The sequence below is a fragment of the Micromonospora sp. NPDC005324 genome (genome assembly GCF_040607155.1).
Classification (GTDB): Bacteria; Actinomycetota; Actinomycetes; order Mycobacteriales; family Micromonosporaceae; genus Micromonospora; species Micromonospora trifolii.
Window position 1 is genome coordinate 15,585 of the sequence record NZ_JBEXGE010000028.1, and the last position, 18,118, is coordinate 33,702.

8 protein-coding genes are annotated in these 18,118 nt (G+C 72.8%); 3 read left to right on the forward strand and 5 right to left on the reverse strand.

What is annotated here, in order from left to right:
* Positions 1-44 precede the first annotated feature (44 nt).
* From ABZS40_RS25440 to ABZS40_RS25450, 3 genes are read left to right on the forward strand one after another with little or no spacing between them, the layout of a single operon-like run.
* Positions 45-560 carry an NUDIX domain-containing protein gene (locus tag ABZS40_RS25440; protein WP_354945990.1) on the forward strand — a complete coding sequence of 172 codons (516 nt, stop codon included), beginning with the start codon at positions 45-47 and terminating at the stop codon, positions 558-560.
* Positions 561-587: 27 nt separating this feature from the next.
* Positions 588-1,826: a hypothetical protein gene (locus ABZS40_RS25445; RefSeq protein WP_354945991.1), complete on the forward strand. Its 1,239-nt coding sequence runs from the start codon at positions 588-590 to the stop codon at positions 1,824-1,826.
* Positions 1,823-2,761, forward strand: a complete 939-nt coding sequence (locus ABZS40_RS25450; RefSeq protein ID WP_354945993.1) for an aminoglycoside phosphotransferase family protein — start codon at positions 1,823-1,825, stop codon at positions 2,759-2,761. Before ABZS40_RS25445 ends, ABZS40_RS25450 begins: the two co-directional genes overlap by 4 nt.
* A 75-nt stretch (positions 2,762-2,836) precedes the next feature.
* On the opposite strand, the gene ABZS40_RS25455 is transcribed toward ABZS40_RS25450, so the two are convergent.
* From ABZS40_RS25455 to ABZS40_RS25475, 5 genes are read right to left on the reverse strand one after another with little or no spacing between them, the layout of a single operon-like run.
* Positions 2,837-8,347 (reverse strand): amino acid adenylation domain-containing protein, encoded by a 5,511-nt coding sequence (locus ABZS40_RS25455; protein WP_354945994.1) that lies wholly within the window; start codon positions 8,345-8,347, stop codon positions 2,837-2,839.
* The gene (locus ABZS40_RS25460) at positions 8,344-11,460 is read right to left on the reverse strand and encodes an amino acid adenylation domain-containing protein (RefSeq protein ID WP_354945995.1); all 3,117 of its coding nucleotides are present in this window, start codon (positions 11,458-11,460) and stop codon (positions 8,344-8,346) included. Before ABZS40_RS25460 ends, ABZS40_RS25455 begins: the two co-directional genes overlap by 4 nt.
* A complete protein-coding gene (locus ABZS40_RS25465; protein WP_354945996.1) occupies positions 11,457-11,645 on the reverse strand; it encodes an MbtH family protein in 189 nt (62 codons plus the stop codon). The genes ABZS40_RS25460 and ABZS40_RS25465 overlap by 4 nt, the downstream gene beginning before the upstream one ends.
* Positions 11,645-12,598, reverse strand: a complete 954-nt coding sequence (locus tag ABZS40_RS25470) for a TauD/TfdA family dioxygenase (RefSeq protein ID WP_354945997.1) — start codon at positions 12,596-12,598, stop codon at positions 11,645-11,647. Before ABZS40_RS25470 ends, ABZS40_RS25465 begins: the two co-directional genes overlap by 1 nt.
* Positions 12,599-12,623: 25 nt before the next feature.
* Entirely contained in the window at positions 12,624-18,110 is a 5,487-nt protein-coding gene (locus ABZS40_RS25475) for an SDR family NAD(P)-dependent oxidoreductase (RefSeq protein ID WP_354945998.1), read from the reverse strand.
* Positions 18,111-18,118 lie beyond the last annotated feature (8 nt).

Here is an 18,118-nt window from a genome sequence, read left to right on the forward strand (position 1 = left end):
CAGCCTACCCGCCGCCGAGACGGGCGGTACGACAGACTGGCCCCATGAACGAGTTGCCCCGTGACCTGCCGATCCTGGAGCGACGCGCGGTGCGGGTCGTCGTCGTCGACGGCACCGACAGGGTGTTGCTGTTCCACACCCGCGACCCGGACCACGCCCGGCTGGGCACCTGGTGGGAGCTGCCCGGCGGCGGCATGGATCCCGGTGAGACCTATCGCGACACGGCGGTACGGGAGCTGCGGGAAGAGACCGGTATCGTGGTCACCGCCGACCAGGTGGGTGCGCCGAACTGGCGGCGGCGGGCGAGCTTCCTGCACCGCCAGTTGCGGCACGTCCAGGACGAGGTTGTCGTCGCCGTACGGCTGGGCGGCCCCGGTCCGGACGTGGACGAGACGCATCGGCTCGACTACGAGCTGGAGGACTACTTCAGCTTCCGCTGGTGGCCGTTGCCGGAGGTGGTGGCCAGTCGGGAACGCTTCTACCCCGGGCAGCTCCCCCGGCTGATCACCCCCTTTCTCACCGAAACGGAGATCGACGAGCCGTTCGAACTGTGGTCGTGAGCCGGGTCGGCGGGCAGAGTGGGGGGCATGAGGAGCGATCTGCACGGCCCGTTGTCCGCGTACGCCGCGCGACTGCACGCAACGGTCGGCGACGGGCACCACGTCGCCTCCCCGCTCGGCGCCTGGCTGCTGCTCGCGGTCACCGCCACGACGGCCGACAGTGATCCGGCCCTAGCGGACGGAGCCGCTGCGAAGCTGGCAGAGGCGCTGGGCACCGACCTGCCGAGCGCGGCCGAGGTGGCCCGAACACTGTTGGACGCGCCGCACCCGCTGGTCGGGTCCGCCAGCGCGCTCTGGCACCGGTCGGGGCAGGACGACGACGGGTCGGCGGCGTGGCGGGCCGCGCTGCCCCGCACGACCGAGGTCGGCGCACTGCCCGATCAGGCCGGGTTGGACGCCTGGGCGCGCGAGCACACCCTCGGCCTGATCGAGACGTTTCCCCTGACGGTCAAGTCGAACGTGGAGTTCATCCTGGCCAGCGCGTTGGCCACCCGGGTGTCCTGGGCGACCCCGTTCGACGTCGCCGACGCACGCGCGCTCGGCGCCGACAGCCCGTGGGCCGGCCAACTGAGACGGGCACTGCGCAGCCCGAGCGAGGGCCACCGCTGCGCCATCGTGTCCACCGCGCGGGCCGGTGACGTGATCGTGCACGCCGCACCCGCCCAGACGACCGACGGCGCAGGGCTGGTCGTCCTCTCGGTGGCAGCCGCGCCGCAGGTGCCACCGGCCGAGGTGCTGGCCATTGCGTACGACCTGAGCGCCGGCGCCGCCGACGGCGCGCAACCGGCGGGCAGCCGATCGCTGTTCGACCTGCCGCGCGGTGAGACTCCGCTGTGGACGCTGACCGAGGAGCGCGTACACACCTGGGCCCGCCACGGCCGCGAAGAGCGGCACACCGCCGTCCTCCCCTGCTGGTCCGCTCGCAACGACCATGACCTGACCGCCCCGGCGCTTGGCTTCGGGGCCGCGGTGGACCTGCTGGCGACGGCGATGATGCTGCGGGCGGACGAATTCGACGCACGACAGACGGCTGTGGCCCGGTTCGACAGGTACGGCTTCGAGGCGGCGGCGGTGACCGGCATGGCCGGGATCACCAGCATGCCGCCGGAGGGCGAGGCCCGCACCGCCGAGCTGCGCTTCGGCCACCCGTACGCCGTGGTGGCCGTCGCCACCGACACCCGGGCCGACGGCGTCACCGGCCCCTGGCACGGGGTGCCGGTCTTCTCCGCCTGGGTCGCCGAGCCCGAGGACGTGCCCGAGGCATGAGTCACCTCCCGGAGGAGCAGGTGGCCGGTGTGCTCCGGCAATGGATCGGCACGACCACCCCGAAGTTGCTGGGCGAGGGAATGGAGGGCGCGGTCTACGAGGTCGACGACTCGCGGGTGGCGAAGATCTGGTTCGCCGGTGCGGTCGAGTCGTCCCGCCGGGCGGCAGCGTTCTACGACGCGATGGCCGCGAAGCCGCTGGCGTTCCAGGTGCCACGGATCACGCAGGTGGAGTCGGTGGGAGGTCGAGTCGTGACCATCGAGCGGCGGCTGACCGGCACCACACTGGCCGCCGCTCTCGCGGCCGGCACGGTGTCCCGCGAGGACGCGTACACGATCGTTGTCGACATCATGGCCGCGCTCGCGGCCGGCGGTGGTCTCCCGGCGGCCCGCGAGTTGGCCGTCCTGGGTGAGGATTCCCCGCTGTTCAGCGTCGGGGAGGGCTTCGCGGTAGCACTCGCGCGCCTCGCCGAACGTCGGGTCGAGCGTTTCCGGCCGGTGCTGAGCGGAGCAGTCGTCGACTTCGACCGGAAAGCCGCGGCGCTTCCCAGCCGGCTGGTCGAGGTCGACAGTGGCCGGCGTGCGGTGCTGCACGGCGACCTGATCCCGGGGAACATCCTGGTCGACGCCTCGGGCCGGCCGAGCGCGGTGCTGGACTGGGGCTTCCTGACCACCGAGGGTGACCCGGCGTTCGACGCGGCGGTCACCGCCGCGATCTTCGACATGTACGGGTCGGAGGCGCTGCAGGTCGAACGCGACCTCCTCGACCGGATGGAGGCGCGGTTGGGCTACGACCGCGCGGCGCTGCTCGTCCACCGGGCCGCCTACTCGCTGATCACGGCCAACGCCTACGACCCGACGGGTCAGGACGGCCACTTCGCCTGGTGCGTGGCGGCGTTGAATCGGACCGACGTCACAAAGGCTCTCCTGGGCTGACCCGCGCCCGGAGCCGCAGCCGCCCCGCCCGGCCACTCCGGCCGCGAACCCGGGCAGGCGCCGCCGAAGTTCCACTCAGTCCCCTGCCGGCACCTGCTCCTCCTCGCGCTGCGCGGCGCGGGCCGCGAGCCGGCGTTCCCGCTCCTGGGCGCCGATCAGGTCGTCGGGCAGCGAGTCCGGCACCTCCAGGTCGAAGCGGCGCAGCAGCCGGATCGAGAAACCGCCCAGGGTGATCAGGATCAGCGCCACACCGAAGCAGACGTACGCGAAGCCGATGCCCCGACCCTCCCCGGTGCCGATCACCGCGCCTACCGACCCGGCGAGCACCCCGTCGGGGGCGAGCATCGGCTCGAACAGGCTGGTGGCCGCCGGAGCGAGCAACGCAAAACCAATCGGCAGTGTCGACCAGGAGATGGTCTGGTTGAGGCTGAACACCCGGCCATGGAAGCGCTGCGGCACCTTGACCTGGACGATGGTGGCGTAGATGGACTGCGCGGTGGTCATCGACATGGCCAACCAGAAGGCCCCGACGCTGATCATCACGACCGACGCGTCCAAGCCGACGAGGACGCAGCCGAGCGCGGTGCCGAGGTTACCGATCAGCACACCGACCATGCGCCGGTGTCGAGGGCCGCCCCACAGCGCCATGAGTACGCCACCGGCAACCGCGCCGAGCGCCTCGGCGAGGGCCACCTGGGCCACCTGCGTGGCGCTGCCGAAGGAGAGCACCAGCGGGGTGACGAGCACCAGGGCCGGGGCCAGGAAGATGTTGCCCAGCGCGAAGTATCCCAGCATCAGACGGAAGCCACGGTGTCGCCACGAATAGCGCAGGCCGTTGACGATCGCCACGAGCAGCCGCTCCTTGGGCCGCCAGCCGAGCAGGTCGGGAAAGCGGACCACGGCCAGGGTGACCACCGCGACCAGGTAGCTGGCCACGTCCAGCAGCAGGATGCCCCTGAGGTCGATGGTGGCGAGCAGGCCCGCGGCGAAGACCGGCATCAGCAGCAGGGCGAAGCCGTTGGAGAGTTGAGTGATGCCCATCGCGTGCCCCAGGTAGCGTTTGGGCACCAGTTGCGGCACCGCCGACTGGAACGCGATGCGCTGGAACGACGCAGCCACCTGACTCAGCGCCACCAGAACGTAGATGTGCCAGAGCGCGAGGTTGCCGGTCCAGAGCAGCGCGGCGAGCACCAGCTGGATCGTGCCGGCGCTGCTACTGGCGATCATCATGATCTTTCGCCGGCTGACCCGGTCGGTGATCGCGCCGGCAACCGGCAGCATCAGCACCCCGCAGATCAGCGCCAGCGCCCAGAGCAGACCCAGGTTCGCTACCGAGCCGGTACGGGTGAACAGCCAGATCGGCAGGGCGAACGCGGTCAGGGCCGAGCCCGTGGTGGAGACCAACTGCCCGACGGTCACCGCCACGAACCGGGCCATGCTCGGTTGGACCACCGGCTGCGCAGGGGTGGTGACGGCGTCGACGCCCCGGGCGTCGTCCACCACCCACGCGGCGTCCTCACCGCGGGCCCGCGTCGTCAACGCGGACACGTCACCGTCGACCAGCGCCGGATGCACCTGGGTGACGATCTCGGCCAACTCCTGCGCCCGATACTTGAGGAAGAAGTGCCCCGCTTGATCCAGCACCACCAGCCCCAGCCGGTCGCTGAGGAACTGCCACTCGGCGTAGCGCTCGGTGTGGTAGTCCGTGACCGGGTCCTCCGAGCCGACCACCGAGATGATCGGGGCGCGCAGCTTCACCGCACGCCGGTCGAGCAGGTCGGTGAAGTATTCCTCCGAGGCTCGGGAGTCGGCCCGCATGTTGCTGATGATCCGATCGGCCTGCTCCGGGTCCAATTCGTTGGTGTCGACCCCCATCGACTTGAGCCAACTCGCGTAGTGCCGGTTGCTGCGCAACTTCTCAAGCCGGGTACGCACTGCCGCGAACAGGCCCTTCGGGCGGGCGAACGGGAACATCGCACCGATGTAGAGGGCCGTCAGTTCCCTGCCGGCGGCCTCCACCTTGCGAGCCACCTCGGCGACGATCGCACTGCCTACCCCGCAGTGCCCGTACAGCGCGAGGGGGCCCTCGACACGTTCCAGGATCTCCTCGGCGACCCGGGTGGTCAGCTCGTCGAACGGCAGCGCGGCCTCGGTGAGCCCCACGTCGTGCCCGGGGATGGCCAGGGACCAGAGCGCGTGCCCGGCCGGCAACGCGTCCGCGAGCGGCTGGTAGACGATCGCGCTGCCACCGCCGTACGGCACGCAGACGTACGTGATCACCCGCTGCGCCGCCGGGATCGGTTTCGTCAGCTCGTAGAGCAGCCGACGGGGGCCGTCGCCAGCGCCGTCACCGGACATGAAGGCGGCCAGGTCGCGGATGGTCCGCTGCTGGAACAGATCCATCACGCCGACCGGCCGGCCGCCGTGCTCGGTCTTGCGGATCCGCGCCACCACCTGGGTCGCGAGCATCGAGTGCCCGCCCAGGTCGAAGAAGTCGTCGTCGATGCCGAGGGCGTCCACGCCGAGGATGTCGGACCAGATCCCGGCGAGCATCCGCTCGGTGTCGTCGCGCGGCTCGACGAGCGCCACCGACTCGGCGCGGGTGACCACCGGCGCGGGCAACGCCCGACGGTCCAGCTTGCCGTTCGGGGTCAGCGGGAACACGTCCAGGGTGACGAACGCCGCCGGCACCATGTACTCGGGCAGGGTCTCCTTCAGCGCCACCTTCAACGCGTCGTGCTCGGCCGCGCCGACCACGTACCCGGTGAGGCGCTTGTCGCCGGGGGTGTCCTCACGGACCAGCACGACGGCCTCGGTCACGCCGGGCTGGGCGCGCAACGCGCTCTCGATCTCGCCCAACTCGATGCGCAGGCCGCGCAGCTTGACCTGGTGGTCGATCCGCCCGAGGAACTCCAGCACCCCGCCAGGCTGGCCGCCGGTCGCGACCCGCCAGCGGGCCAGGTCGCCGGTGCGGTACAGCCGGGCTCCCGGCTCGGCGGCGAACGGGTCCGGCACGAACCGCTCGGCGGTCAACGCCGGCCGGCGGTGGTAGCCACGCGCCAGCCCGACCCCGCCGATGTGCAGCTCACCGGCGACACCGACCGGGCACGGGTTGCCCCGGGCGTCCAGCACGTGCAGGCGCAGGTTGCTGATCGGCGCGCCGATCGGCACGCTGGTCAGCCCGGCCAGCAGCGCCGGGTCGCACGCCCACGCGGTGACGTCGATCGCCGCCTCCGTCGGGCCGTACAGGTTGTGCAGGCCGCAGCCGGGCAGTCGGGCGGTGAAGTCCCGGGCCGCGGCGAGCGGCAACTCCTCACCGCTGCAGATCACCCGGCGCAGCGCGGTGGCCGCCTCGACGCCGTCCTCGGCGAGGAAGACCGTCAACATCGACGGTACGAAGTGGGCGGTGGTGACCCGCTCGGCGACCAGCAGGTCACGCAGGTAACCGGCGTCCTTGTGACCGCCCGGCTCGGCCAGCACCAGCCGGGCGCCCTCACGCAGCGGCCAGAAGAACTCCCACACCGACACGTCGAAGCTGGCCGGGGTCTTCTGCAACACCGCGTCATCGGCACCGAGCCGGTAGGTGCGTTGCATCCAGTCGAGGCGGTTGACGATGCCCCGATGGGTGTTCGGCACGCCCTTGGGCCGGCCGGTGGAGCCGGATGTGTAGATGACGTACGCCAGGTTGGCCGGGCCGCCCATCGGAGTCGGGTCAAACGCCTGCTGGTCGGCCCAGGCCGACTCGTCGTCCAGGACGAACACGCTGGCGTCGGTCGCGGGCAACACGTCACGCAGATGCCCCTGCACCAGCACCACCGGCGCGGCGGCGTCGGCGACCATGAACGCCAGCCGGTCCGGCGGGTACTCCGGGTCAAGCGGCAGGTAGGCGCCGCCGGCCTTGAGCACTCCAAGCAGGCCCGCGACCAGCTCCGCCGAGCGTTCCGCGCAGACCCCGACCAGGGTCTCCGGGCCCACCCCGGCGGCGCGCAGCCGGTGCGCCACCCGATTCGCCGCCGTGTTCAGCTCGGCGTACGTCGTCGATCGGCCGGCGAACCGCAACGCGACCGCGTCCGGTGTACGGGCGGCGCGCTCCTCGATCGGGGCGTGCAGGGTCTCCTGCCGGGGGAAGTCGCCGGCGGTGTCATTCCACCCGGCCAGCAGCTCCCGCTCGGCCGGCGCGAGCAGATCCAGTGCGGAGACCGGCAGGTCCGGCGTGGCGACCACAGTGCGCAGCAGGGTGGTCAGCCGGTGCGCCATCCGCTCGACGGTGTCCCTGGTGAACAGATCGGTGTTGAAGACCAGCTTGCCCCAGAGGCCGTCACCGGTCTCGACCGCGTGCAGCTCGAAGTCGAAGCGGGTGGCTCGCAACTCCATCGGTTGCCACTCGAAGCCGACCCCGGCGTCGTCGGCGACCCCGGCGAAACGGCCCATCTCGTAGTTCTGCAACACGAACATCGCCTGGAAGACCGGCGAGCGGCTGACGTCGCGCGGCAGCCCCAACTCGTGCACCACCCGGGCGAAGGGCACCTCGGCGTGCTCCAGCCCGTCCAGCACCGCCCTGCGGGTCTGCTGGAGCAGCTCGATGAAGCTCGGTTCGCCGGCCAGCTCGGCGCGCAGCGGCAGCATGTTGACGAACATGCCGACCACGTTCTCCAGCTCGGGTGCCGACCGCCCGGCCACCGAAGCGCCGACCACGACGTCGTCCTGCCCGGTGTGCCGGGCCAGGAACACCTGGTACGCGGCGAGCAGCGTCATGAACAGGGTGCCGCCGTAGGAGCGCGTCAGCGCGGCCAGCCCTTCGGTGGTGACCCGATCAACGGTGAACTCGACGAAGTCCCCCCGGTAGGTCTGGGTGGCCGGACGGGGCAGGTCCAATGGCAGTTCCAGCGGGGTGATGCCGGCGAGCCGGTCCTTCCACCAGTCCAGGTGCCGGCGGGTGCCCGGGGCGGCCAGCTCCCGCGCCTCCCAGACGGCGAAGTCGCCGTACTGCACCGGTAGGCTGGGCAGCTCCCGGTCACGGTAGCGGCTGATCAGGTCACGCAGCAGCACGTCCACCGACCAGCCGTCACCGACGATGTGGTGCTGGCCGAGCAACAGCACGTGCTCCCTCGCCGTCAACCGGATCAGCAGGGCGCGCAGCAGTGGCCCGCTGGCCAGGTCGAACGGCTCGGCGGCCTCCCGGTCGATCAACTCCTGCGCGGCGGCCTCGTCGGCGGCGTCGACCACGGTCAGCGGCACCTCGACCAGGTCGTCGAGCACCACAGTGGGCCGACCGTCGGGGTCGGCCGGGAACCGCGTGCGCAGCGATTCGTGCCGGCGGGTCAGGTCGGCCAACGCGCGGCGCAGCGCCGCGACATCGAGCGGGCCGCGCACCCGCAGCGGCACCGCGATGTGGTACGCCGCCTCGCCGGGCGCGAGCTGGTCCATGAACCAGACCCGCTCCTGGGCGTACGAGAGCGGCACCTCGGCGTCCGGCGGGCGGGGGGTGATCCGCGCGGCGGGCGCGCCGCCCGACCGTCGGCGCAGCCGTTGGGCGATCAGCGCCTGCCGGGCGGGATCGCGGGGCGTGTCCTTCACGTCCGTCATGAGGGGGTGTCCTTCTCCGCCACGAGCAGCGCGGCGACCTCGGTTTCGGAAAGCTCGTCGAGCTCGGCGGCGATCCGCTGTTCGATCTGGGCCGCCAGTTCGGCCACCACCGGGCTGCTGAACAGCGCTCGCATCGGCAACTCCACGTCCACCTCGGCGCGGATGCGGGCCATCGCCCGCATGCCATGTAGCGAGTTGCCGCCGAGAGCGAAGAAGTCGTCGAGGACGCCGACCTTCTCCACCTGGAGGACGTCGGCGTAGACCTCGGCGACCAGGGCCTCGGCGTCGGTACGCGGAGCGAGGAACCCGTCGGTGGTGGCGACCGCCGGGGCCGGCAGCGCGGCGGCGTCCAGCTTGCCGTTCGGCGTCAGCGGCAGCGCGTCCAGCACGACGAATGCAGTCGGCACCATGTGCGCGGGCAACTCGAGGGCCAGGTCGGCGGCGAGCGCCTCCGTGTCGACCGGGCCGACCAGGTAACCGACCAGCGTCGGCTCAACGCCGTCGGCGCGGACCACGACCGTTGCCGCGTCCACGTCCGGGCGGGCGCGCAGCACCGACTCGATCTCGCCCAGCTCGATCCGCATCCCCCGGACCTTGACCTGGTTGTCGCGGCGGCCCAGGTACTCCAGCGTCCCGTCGGCTCGCCAGCGGGCCAGGTCACCGGTGCGGTACATCCGCTCCCCCGGCGGCCCGTACGGACAGGGCAGGAATCGCTCGGCGGTGAGGGCCGGTCGGCGTAGGTAGCCCCGGGCCAGTTGCGCCCCGGCGACATACAGCTCGCCGACCACACCGGGCGGCACCGGATTCAACGCCGCGTCGAGCAGGTGGACCCGGGTGGTCCAGGTGGCCTGACCGATCGGCACCGGCCCGGCGGGCACCGACTGCCCGGGCGCGATCCGCGCGGCGACACACCCGACGGTCGCCTCGGTCGGCCCGTACTCGTTGATGACGGCGACCTGCGGGTGCGCCGTCCGCCAGCCGGCCACCTGCTCTCCGGTAAACGCCTCCCCGCCGATCACCAGGTCGGTGGTGGGCGACAGCGCGTCGTCGAGCAGCGGCAGATGGCTGGGGGTGACCTTGAGGAAGGTGGGCGGCCCACCCGCTCGGGCGGCCGGCGTGTCGATCCCCGCCAGCCGGATCGTGCCGCCGACGGTGAGCGGGCCGAGCAGCCCGGTCACGGTCAGGTCGAACGTGACGGGCGAGTGCAGCAGGGCCGTGCCGGCCAGCCCCGGGTAGGTGTCCCGGGCCCAGGCCAGGTACGCGGTGACCGCGCGGTGCTCCACCAGTACACCCTTCGGCCGGCCGGTGGAACCGGAGGTGTAGAGCACGTACGCCGGGTGCTCCGGGCGCAGCGGCGACCGGCGGTCGTCATCGAGCAGGTCGGTGTCGTCGAAGTCGGCGGCGGTCGTGGAGTCGAGCACCAGCGCGTCGGCCGGGGCCAGCGCGGCCGTCTGCGGGGTGGCCAGCACCAGCGTCGGCTCCGCGTCGGTGAGTAGGTAGCCGATCCGGTTCGCCGGGTGGTCGGTGTCCACGGGCAGGTAGGCCGCACCGGCCTTGAGCACCGCAAGGATCGCCACCAGCAGCTCCACCGATCGGGGCAGCAGCAACGCGACCCGGGTCTCCGGGCCGGCACCCCGCTCGACCAGCAACCGGGCCAGACGGTTGGCTCGGGCGGACATCTCGGCGTAGCTCAACTCCACCCCGTCGCAGAGCAGCGCGGTCGCCGCCGGGGTGGCGGCGGCCTGCCGCTGCACCTCGGCGACCACAGTGGTCGGCACCACCTCGCCACCGGTGCCGGCCCACGTGCGCAGCAGGTCGCGTTCGGCGTCGTCGAGCAACGGCAGCGCGGACAGCCTGGTGGCCGGGTCGGCGACGACGGCGGTGAGCAACCGCAGGTAGCGGGCGACGACCGTCTCGGCGGTGGCCCGGTCGAACAGGTCGGTGCGGTAGACCAGGCGGCTGGTGCCGCGCGTCAAGTCGAACGCCAGGTCGTCCTTGGTGGTGCCCAGCGCCACCACGTCCAGGCCGGAGTCCGGGATGAAGTTCAGGGCGGTCTGAAACACCGGCTGCACCGACGGGTCGCGGTGGGCGACGACTGCCTCGACGATCCGCTGGAACGGCGTCTGCCCATGTTCCATCGCGTCCACCAGACCGGCCCGGACCCGGCCGATGAGCTCGGTGCCGCTCGGGTCGCCGGTCAGGTCGCAGGACACCGCGACCGGGTTGACGAACATACCGATCAACGGGGCCAGCTCGGCGGCGTCCCGGCCGGCGGTGGATACACCGACCACCACCTGCGGGTCACCCGAGATTCGGGACAGCAGCGCGGCGAAGGTGGCCAACAGCACCATGTACGGAGTCGCAGTCGTGCCAGCGGCGAGCTGCCCGACCCGGTCCAGCAGCCCGTCGGGAAGGTCGAAGCGCACCTCGTCACCGGCGAAGCCGAGCTGGGCGGGGCGCGGCCGGTCCAGCGGCAGGCCGGTCACCGTCGGCGCACCGGCCAGGCTGTCGCGCCAGAAGGCGAACTGCCGGTCCAGCTCGTCGTCGGTGAGCTGGTCGCGCTGCCAGACGGCGAAGTCGGCATACTGGATGGGCAGCTCGGGTACGTCGGCCGGCGCGCCGGTCAGCGCGGCCCGCGTGAACTCGGCCAGTTCGGCGTCGAAGAGCACCGCGGAGTGGCTGTCGAAGACCGCGTGGTGCACCACGAACTGCAACCCGAGCCGGTCGGCGGCGAAGCGGACCAGCCGGGCCCGCCACAGTGGCGGGGCGTCCAGCGGGATCGGCGTCCGCGCCAGCTCGGCCAGCGTGTCGGTGGCGCGGGCTTGCTGCTCGTCCGCGGGCAGGTCGGTCAGGTCCAGCTCCGGCAGCTCCACCGGCTCGACGGCCCGGACGACCTGCGTCAGCACCCCGTCGGCCATCCCCAGGTGGGTGCGCAGTGCCTCGTGCCGGGCGATCACCTTCGTGAGCGCCTCGGCGACCTGGGTCGCGGTGACGCCGGCCGGAAACCCGAACGGCACGGAGATGTTGAAGACCGGCGAACCGGGGTCGAGCTGGTTGGCCGTCCACACCCGCTCCTGGGCGAAGGAGGCCGGGAAGGTCCACTCCTGGGTCATGACGCCGACTCCCGCACCGAACGGGGGCGCATGTCGATCCACACGGTGTCGATGTGCGCCAGGCACTCCTCGCGGGTGCCGGCGAACCCCACGTCGTACCAGCCCGCCGGTAGGTCCCGTCCGGCCGGCCAGATGGAGTACTGCTCCTCGTCGTTGCGCACGACCAGGAATCGGGGCTCGACCATCACAGTGCTCCATCGGTGTCGGGGGTGTGCGATTCGGCCATCGCGACGGCGATCTTGCGGGGGCCGGTGAACGGCTCCCGGCCGTGTGCGGCGGTCATGTTGTCGACCACCAGCACGTCGTCGCGCTGGTAGTCGAAGCGGACGCTGGCGGCCCGGTAGGCGGAGCGCAGGTGGTCCATGACATCGACGGGGATCTCGCCGCCGTCGCCGTAGTAGGTGTTCGACGGCAGCCCGTCCGCGCCGAACATGGCCAGCAGCCCCTCCTGGAGGTCCTTGGCCAGGCTGCTCACGTGGAAGAACGTGGCGTGGTTGAACCAGCGGGGGATGTCCGAGCCGGGCCGCTGGTGCACGACGTCGCGGACCGCACGGGTACGCAGCCCGTCGCGGCCCACCCACTCCAGCGTGATCCGGTTCGCCGCCGCGTACGCCTCGACCTCGGCGCGGTCGTCGGTGCCGAACACGTGCTGCCAGCTCGCGCCGAAATCTCCGTGGAAGTTGCGCACCAGCATCCAGCGGCGGCGGACGAACTCCTCGCGTACCGTGGGGTCGATCTCCCGGTAGACCCGGCGGATGTCGGCCAGCGGAGTGGCGCCCAGTGTCTGCGGCGCGGTGATGCAGTAGAAGAACAGCGTCAACGGCCAGCGCGCCTGGTACGAGTTCTCGTTGTGCAGGAAGATCTCCTCGTCCGGCGGGTAGTCGGTCGAGGTGTACACCCGGCCCTTGATGGCGTGTCTCGGTGAGGACCGCTCGGTGTAGGTCAGCGGCTCACCGGCAAGCGCCCGGACCACCCGGTCGAAGCCGTCCACCCCGCCCACGTCGAAGCCGCGGAACAACAACCCGCCCTGCTCGGCCACTGTGGCCCGCAGCTCGGCGCGGCGCTCGGTGATCAGCTCGGTCAGTGTCCGGCCGTCGGATGCGACGACCACGGGCAGCGTGGCGATCGTGTCGCTCATTGTTCTCTCCACTCCTGGTTTCTCGTCACGCGCGGGGCAGTCGCGGAATGGCGGGGACTGGTGCCGGGGTGGCCGGCTCGTCGGTGTCGGCCGCGGCGACGCGCAGTTCCTCGATCCGGGCTGCCAGCCCGGCCACGGTGGGGGTCTCGAAGAGGCTGCGCATCGGCAGGCGCACCCCGGTCGCCTTGCGCATGGCCGCGATCAGCTGGACCGCGACCAGGGAGTTGCCGCCCAGGGCGAAGAAGTCGTCGTCGACGCCCACCTCGGGCACCCCGAGCCGGTCCTGCCAGACCCGGGCGATGGCCAGTTCCAACTCGGTGCCCGGCGCGGCGGTGCCGGCCGACGCCCCGGTCACGGCCGGCCCGGTGGCCGCCTCGTCGCCGGCCAGGTTGCCGGAGGTGACCCGGCCGGCACGGTGCCGAATGTCCTCCACCGTCCGGGTGGCGATCACCACCTGGGCGCCGAGACCGGCGGTGAGGCTTCGGCGAAACGCCTCCGCGCCGTCCACCGGCCGGATGTCCTCGGTGGACGGGGCCGGCACCGCTCCGGCGTCGTCGCCGGCGGGCCCGCTCAGGCCACCGGTGACGGCGCCCTGGTCCACCCTGCGCAGCACGAAGTCGCTGATCTCGACCAGCTCCCGGCCGTCCGGGTCGCGCAGCGACAGGTCCGCGGCGACGACCTCGTCGGTGCCGCCGGTGCGGTGCCGCAACCGGCTGGTGAACCGGGCCGGCAGCGGACCGCGCACGACGATTCGGCCGTAGGACAGCGGCAGGTAGGTGCCACTGCCCTGGCCCCGGCCGAACGCGGTCGCCACGTCCAGCAGTGCCGGGTGCAGGCCCCAGACGGGCAGGTCGTCGGCCGCCGCGGCGGGAGCTTCGACGACCGCCAACTCCTCGCCGTCGGCCAGGTGGTGCTCCCGCAGCGCGGCCCAGCGCGGCCCGAACGTCAGCATGCTGGTCCGGCCCCGCCCGAACGACGCGTCGTCGTCCACCCGGCGACCCACGACCGTGACCGGTTGCGGTGGCGGTGCCGGCTCGTCGGTCCAGCCCGCGCCGCCCCGCACGTGGGTCCGCAGCCGGCCGCCGGCGAGGCTCCGCACCGCGAACTCGGTGCCGCCGTCGTCGGTGCCGGTCAGCTCCACCCGATACTGGGCGACGGTGCCTTCGGGCACCGCGAACGGCTCGAGGAAGACCACGTCGCGCAGCTCCACCGCCGCAGCCGGGCCGGGCGCGGGCAGCGCGGCGGCCACCGCGGCCCGGACCGACTCCAGGTGGGCGGTGCCCGGCACCACCGGCACACCCCCGATCCGGTGCTCGTCGAGCAGCCAGTGGGTGGCCGCGGAGACCAGCCCGTGCAGCACGGTGCCGTCTGGCCCGGTGACCTTCGTGGTGAGCACCGGGTGGTCGACCGCCGCGGTGACGGTGTCCCGGCCGGCCGCCCGGAAGCCGGCCGGCGCGGCGGTCTCCACGGCCATACCGACCTCGGCCCAGCCGCCCCAGTTCTGCGACAGCACCGGTGCCCGCCAGCCTGCGCCCGAGCGCGCGTGCGCGTCGAGGAACGCGTTCGCGGCGCAGTAGTCGACCTGTCCGAAGCCGCCGACCACGGCGGTGATCGACGAGCACAGCACCACGAAGTCCAGTGGCAGGTCACCGAAGACCTGGGCGAGGGCGAGCGTGCCGGCGACCTTCGGGGCGAGCACCCGCTCGGCCTCGGCCCGCTCCTTCACCTCGGCCATTCCCCCGCCGGGCAGGCCAGCCGCGTGCACGATGCCGTCGATGCCGCCGTACGCGGCCTGCGCGGCGTCGCGGACCCGGCGCAGGTCGGCCGGGTCGGTGACGTCGGCGGCGAGCACCAGCACCTCGGCGCCCGCGGCCTCCATCCGACGGATCGCCGCGATGGCCCGGCCGGCCCGGTCGTCGCCGTGCACCGCGAGGTGGTCGTCCCACCGCTCACGCTCCGGCAGCCCGGAGCGGGCCAGCAGCACCAGCCTGGCCCGGGCCCGGGTGGCGAAGTCCTCGGCCAGGGTGATGCCGATGCCGCCGAGGCCACCGGTGATCACGTACCGGCCACCGTCACGCAGGGCTCCCGCCTCCGCCTCGGAGTCCACCGTCACCTGCTCGAAGCCGGGCAGCCAGCGCCGCCGCCCCCGCAGCGCCACCTCGGCCCGCTCCGGGTCCCGGAGGCGGCGCAGCTCGGCGACCACGGCGGCGACGTCGTCCTCGGCCGGGTCCCCGTCGACCAGCCGCACGGCCAGCCCGGGCAGCTCGGCCGGCAGCACCCGGACCAGCCCGGCCAGTGTGGCGTGCTCTGGGCGACGCAGGTCGTCGCCGCGGACGTCGCCGACCCCGGCGGTTACCAGGTCCAGGGCGAGGCCGTCGTTCTCGCTGGTCAGGCCGGCGCCAGCGAGGGCCTGCACCAGGTGCAGGGCGCTGAAGAAGCCCCGCTCCTGCGCGGCCCGGACCGCCGCGATGTCGGTGCCGGCCGGCGGGCCGTCCAGCGTGAACGCGTGCACCAACCGGGCCGGCACCGCGTCGGCGGTGAGCGCCGCGACGAGGTCGTCGTAGTCGGCGCGCACACCGGGGCGCAGGTGGTAGCCGGTGTCGGTCCCGGCGAAGGAGTCGCCGGGGCGTACCACGATCGGGTCGGCGCCGGCGGCCCGCAGGCCGGCGACCAGCGCGTCCCCGCGCGGGCCGGCGGTCAGCACCAGGCAGCGGCCCAGCGGCTCGGCCGCCGGCAGCGGCGCGGCCTGCTGCCAGACCGGCACCGCGAACCACTGCGGCAGCGGTCGCGGCCCCACCTCGACCGGGGCGGTCACGACCGGCTGCTCCGGATCCGGGTCGATCCAGAAGCGGCGGCGCTCGAAGGGGTACGTGGGCAGCGGCACCCGCCGGGCCGCCGGGTCGTCGTCGAAGCGCACGGGCACGGCGGCGGACCAGAGCGCGCCAGCGGCGCCGAGCAGGGTGGCCAGGTCGCCGGTGCCGTCGCCCGGCCCGGGCAGGCTGCTCAGCGGGGCGAGCGGGCGCTGCTTCGGTGCGGCCCTGGCCACCTGCATCCGGGCCAGGCTGGCCAACTGCCGGCCGGGGCCGCACTCGAGCAGCTGCCAGGTGCCCGCCGCCAGCAGGGTGGCGACGCAGTCGCCGAACCGGACCGGCTGCCGCAGGTGCGCCGTCCAGTACGCCGGGTCGGTGGCCTGCTCGGCGGTGATCCAGGTGCCGGTGACGTTGGACAGGAACGGCAGTGTCGGCGGGCGCAGCGTGACCGTGCCCATCAGCGCCGTGAACTCGGCCAGGATCGGGTCCATCATCGGCGAGTGGAAGGCGTGCGAGGTGCGCAGCATCTTGCTCTTGCCGTCCAGCGTGGCGGCGAACGTCTCGACCGCGGCGGTCGGGCCGGCCACCACGCAGGTGCCCGTGCCGTTGACGGTGGCGACCGCCAGCTCCGCGGGCAGTTGCGCGGCGACCACCGACTCGTCCAGCGCCACCGCCAGCATCGACCCGGTCGGCACCGACTGCATGAGCCGGCCCCGGCCGGCGACCACCCGCAGCGCGTCGGGCAGGCTCAGCACGCCGGCGATGGTGGCGGCGACGTACTCGCCGATGGAGTGGCCGATCATCGCGGCCGGCCGCACCCCGGCGGCCTGCCAGAGAACGGCCAGGGCGTACTCGACGGTGAACAGGGCCGGCTGGGTGTAGCGGGTCTCGACGAGGCGCTCCCCCGCCGCCGGGTCGCGGCCGAGGATCAGGTCACGCAGGTCCAGGCCGAGTTCGGGGCGGAGCAGCTCGGCGCACTCGTCAACGGCGGCCGCGAAGCTGGGCTGCTCGGCGTAGAGCTGCGCGCCCATGCCGGCGTACTGGGCTCCCTGACCGCTGAACAGGAAGCCCACCTTCGGGGCGGGACTGTCGGTCACCGGCTCCGGCCCGCGCTTGCGGGCCCGCAGGGCGGCGGCAGCCGAAGCCAGGTCGGTGGCGACCACAGCGCGGCGGTGCAGGTACTGCCGGCGGCCGACGCGCAGGGTGTGCGCGATGTCGGCGAGGTACTCCGGCCCGGCGTCGGCCGCGCCGTCCAGGTGATCGGCGAGGCGCCGCACCGCCGCGTCCAGGGCGGTGGGGGTGGCCGCGGAGACCTGGAGCAGGTGCGCCGGGCGCACCCGCCGGTCGTCCCGGTACGCGGCCGGCGCCTCCTCCAGCACCACGTGCGCGTTGGTGCCGCCGATGCCGAACGAGCTGATTCCCGCCCGGCGCGGCCCGCCGTCGGCGTCCCACTTGGTCAGCATGTTCGCCACGAAGAACGGGGTGTCGGCGAACTCGACCGCCGGGTTCGGCGTCTCGCAGTTGATCGTCGGTGGAATCAGACCGTGCTCCATGGCCAGCACCGTCTTGATCACGCTGACGATGCCCGACGGCTGGCTGAGGTGCCCGATGTTCGACTTCACCGAGCCGATGCCGCACCAGCCCCGCTCGTCGGTGTCCTTCGAGTAGACAGCGGAGAGCGCGGCCACCTCGATCGGGTCGCCCATCGCCGTGCCGGTGCCGTGTGCCTCGACGTAGGTGATGGTGCGCGGGTCGACGTCGGCCATCGCCACGGCCTGGGCGACCACCGCCATCTGCCCGTCGACGCTCGGCGCGGTGAAGCCGACCTTGCCGGCGCCATCGTTGTTGATCGCATTGCCGAGCACCACGGCGCGTACGGTGTCGCCGTCGGCGATGGCGTCGGAGAGCCGCTTGAGCACTGTCACCCCGACTCCGCTGCCCCACACCGTGCCGTTCGCGTCGGCGTCGAACGGGCGGCACCGGCCGTCAGGCGAGGTGAAGCCCTCCATCCCCAGGTAGCCGACGTGCGGCAGCTCGATGTTCGCCGCGCCGGCCAGGGCCATGTCGCACTCGCCGTTGCGCAGCGCCTCGCAGGCCAGGTGGAAGGCGACCAACGAGGTGGAGCAGGCGGTGTGCACGGTCATGCTGGGCCCACGCAGGTCCAGCCGGTACGACACGTTGGTGGCCACGTAGTTCGGCGAGTTGCCGGTGGCGATGGACACAGCGGTGTGCGGGTTGCCGCCGGCCCGCTGGTTACGCAGCACGTTGCGCTGCAGGTACGTGTTGCCGCCGGTGCCCGCGTACACGCCGACCGCGCCGTCGTAGCGCGACGGGTCGTAGCCGGCGTCCTCCAGCGCGGTGTGGCAGGTCTCCAGGAACAGCCGGTGCTGTGGGTCGGTCAGCTCGGCCTCCCGGCGGGTCATCCCGAACAACCCGGCGTCGAACTCGTCGTACCCGTCGACCAGCGGGACGCGGTTGACCCAGCCCGGATCGTCGACCTCGTCGACTGTCGCGCCCCGGGCCAACTGCTCCTCGCGGGTGAGCTCGGTGACCGACTCGACCCCGTCGACCAGGTTGCGCCAGAACTCGTGCACGTCGGCGGCGCCGGGTAGGCGCGCGGCGAGGCCGACGATCGCGATCGGTTCGATGCCCTCGTCCGCCAGGTCAATGGCGTCGTCGGGCCGTGTGGTCGGGTTGCTCATCAGGCTGT